Below are 3149 nucleotides of genomic sequence, written 5' to 3' on the forward strand. Positions count from 1 at the left end.
TAATCTCACCGCTGGCGAGTAAGGGGCTCTATATCTGTCTATTCAGGGATAGTTTTTTCTCCAGCGTGATTTCCGTTCATGTATCTGCTTCCGGTTAATCGTTTCCCAGCACAACCCGTCCCGCAAGGGTAAATGGCACGCATGCAGCGCCCTTGCGGGATGGAACGATGCCGGGAAAGCGAACCGTCAGGCGATACGAAGACGAAAATCACACAACTGACGGAGAAAAAACATGACTATTTCCCTTCATACCCAGATAAGTGCCCCTAACAAGACAGCGGCGACCAGCGTATCCTCGCTGGATCTGTCAGGCTCCTCAAAAACGAAATGTTCAACAGCCAGAACCGATATTTATCAGACTGTTACCGACAGCATAATTGCGGCGCTGGAAACTGGGGTTAAACCTTGGGTGTGTCCTTGGCAGCGAACTCCCGGTATGTCCGGCTTACCGTCCAATTACGCCACCGGTACGGCTTACAGCGGAATGAATATCATGTTGCTTTGGTGCAGCGCGTCAAAACAGGGATTCTGTGATTCACGCTGGATGACCTACAAACAGGCGAAAGCGGTGGGTGGGCAGGTGCGCAAGGGAGAACACGGCACTACCGCGATTTTCTATACCACGCTGGAAAAGGAAAATGATAACGGAGAAATTGACTATATTCCGATGCTGAAAACATTCACTGTATTTAATGCTGAACAAATTGACGGTTTGCCCCTGAGTGCTGAAGCCGTTTTTCCGGCAGAGACCTTTGAGCCATTACCACGTGCAGAAGCACTTTTTCATAGTAGCGGTGCAACCATTATCGAAAAAGGACAGAATGCCTTTTTTACACCATCAACCGACGAAATCCGCTTACCGGAACGGTATCTTTTTGCCGATGCGGCCCATTTCTACGCTACGGGCCTGCATGAGCTGGTTCACTGGAGCGGGGCGAAAAGTCGGCTGAACCGAGAAATGAAAGGGAAGTTTGGCAGTGAAGATTATGCTTTTGAGGAGTTGATCGCCGAACTGGGAAGCGCGTTCCTGATGGCAGACTTGGGGATTGTCGGAGAGGTTCAGCATGAAAGCTATATCGCTTCCTGGCTGAAAGCACTGAAGAACGACAAACGCTATATTTTCAAGGCCGCCAGCGCGGCATTCAAAGCGCATCGTTATTTGATGGATAAAGCCTGAGGGAAGAGGGAAAGAAGCAACAAAAGAATGTGGCTTTAATCTTGTAGGTAAGTGGGAAGAGTAAAGCTTGTTTCAGGGGGGTATAATTCCCCCTGAAAATTTTCCTGGTACTTGATGCCAGGAAAATTCTCAGGCTGCAGGGCGGGCGGCAAAGAGCCCGCTCAGCCCTTTATATATATTGCCTCAGACTTGATCTGGTGACCTGCTCCCCCCTAATTAATGCAGTGCGGACTTGACAACATCCGCTAATGGCACGGAGCGGCCAGGTTTAAGAACAAGGAAGGTCTACAATGAGCGAACTGCGGACATTCCTATTACCATTCTGTGTGAGTTCACGGGAAGCAGGTCAAATGTGCTATCTATATAGGCTGGTGTAATGCACTTGAACCGGAGGTTGTTATGGGCGTAAAAATTACAGGTATAGACAAGTTGCAGAAGCAGCTAAAAGAGGTTGAGAAAGCAACAGAAGCGTTAAACGGAAGTTATGATGTTCGTTTCGATGCTAATGATCCTGCCAGCATTGAGAACGCGATTCAGGAAGCATACAACTTGGTGGACGAGCGCGCTTCTAGCTACGCTACTAATCCTATGGTCAGCCCATTAATCGAACATATGAAAGAAAATCTGCGCCAACAAATTCTGGACAGTGCAGAACAACAAAGACAGGAGAGCGAGCAGGATGGCGATTGATATATTCCAGTCACTGAAAAATTGCGTTTTTGACCTTCAACGTGCTGATGTTCAAAACTACCAGCAACCTCTCAAGCAACTGGCCCGACTCTTGAACTCAGTGAATCTGAAGGCAGTTAATGCACACCTGACCCGCGATATTGATCTTGATGATTTCTTGTCCAAAAGTAACGAGACTGAATCCAGCATGGCTGGTTCCGCTGTACTGCAGTGGCCTGAAGACCCTGGGGAGATTTTGGGTCTGAAGCTTGTTTTAATCGATAAAATGGCAATCGATAATAATTTTGCCTTCAATTTTTGCCACACGTTTTTCTACGATCGCAGGATTATTGAATCAGTCCGTAAATTTACTTCATCATTACTTGTCCCATTCGTCCGTGATTACCAACAGTATGTTGAGAATCAAATCGATCCTGAGCCCGCCGTGTTACGCCCTGTATCCCGAAAAATTTTTATTGTACATGGCCATGATAATGATGCTCTTCAGTCTGTAGCCCGTTTCATATCCCGGATAGGGTTGGAGGAAATTATCCTTTCTGAACGTCCCGATGGCTCAAGGACAATTATCGAGAAATTTGAAGCGGAGTCAGGAGATGTTAGCTTTGCGATTGTGCTGATGACGCCCGACGATAGCGGTAATGCCCTATCATCTGAAAGTACAAGGCTGCGCGCACGCCAGAATGTTCTTTATGAACTGGGATATTTCGCGGGGAAACTGGGGCGAGGGAGAGTACTGGTACTCAAGAAGGGCGAAATTGAAATACCTTCCGATCTAGCTGGCGTACTCTATACCGAGCTTGATGAGCATGGTGGATGGAAACGCAAGCTGCTGAGCGAACTGGCGTATGCCGATGTTCCTTTTGATAAAGAAAAAGCGTTCAATGCCTAATTCTCTGTATTTAATAATAAAAGGCCGCTAAGCGGCCTGCCCATCTGATGGGGAGTCATTATCCAGAGCATTTTTTAGTTCCTACTGCTCCGGAGTGGGCTCGTTGCCGGAAAGGATAACCCTCAGATTCTCCTCGACTACTGGCCAGTCATCAAAGAACGGACTTTCCTGACCGGTTCCCTAATTACTAACACAGATTTTTGCTAGTAACTTCAGCTTTTGGCACAAAGGTGATGTTTGACTGATTACGGTCTGTTATGAGCGAGATATAGTCATTCGCACCCTGAGAATTACACTATTAAGTGATTCAGGGTATGCGCTTGCTGGTTACGAATATTGAGCGAGAATCATGCGATGATCGCCGCTTTTCTTTCGAGCCAGTAGGTGCTCCAC

The 3149-nt window shown here is 47.3% G+C and carries 3 protein-coding genes; all 3 read left to right on the plus strand.

Features of this window, described 5'->3' with window-relative positions; genetic code table 11:
- Positions 1–232 precede the first annotated feature (232 nt).
- A complete protein-coding gene (locus CWS43_RS27045; protein WP_101080200.1) occupies positions 233–1177 on the plus strand; it encodes an ArdC family protein in 945 nt (314 codons plus the stop codon).
- A gap of 399 nt (positions 1178–1576) precedes the next feature.
- Positions 1577–1867 (plus strand): hypothetical protein, encoded by a 291-nt coding sequence (locus CWS43_RS27050; protein ID WP_101080201.1) that lies wholly within the window; start codon positions 1577–1579, stop codon positions 1865–1867.
- Positions 1857–2756, plus strand: coding sequence for a TIR domain-containing protein (locus CWS43_RS27055; RefSeq protein ID WP_101080202.1), 900 nt, complete (start codon positions 1857–1859; stop codon positions 2754–2756). The genes CWS43_RS27050 and CWS43_RS27055 overlap by 11 nt, the downstream gene beginning before the upstream one ends.
- Positions 2757–3149 lie beyond the last annotated feature (393 nt).

The organism is Rahnella sp. AA (genome assembly GCF_002834385.1).
Taxonomy (GTDB): domain Bacteria; phylum Pseudomonadota; class Gammaproteobacteria; order Enterobacterales; family Enterobacteriaceae; genus Rahnella.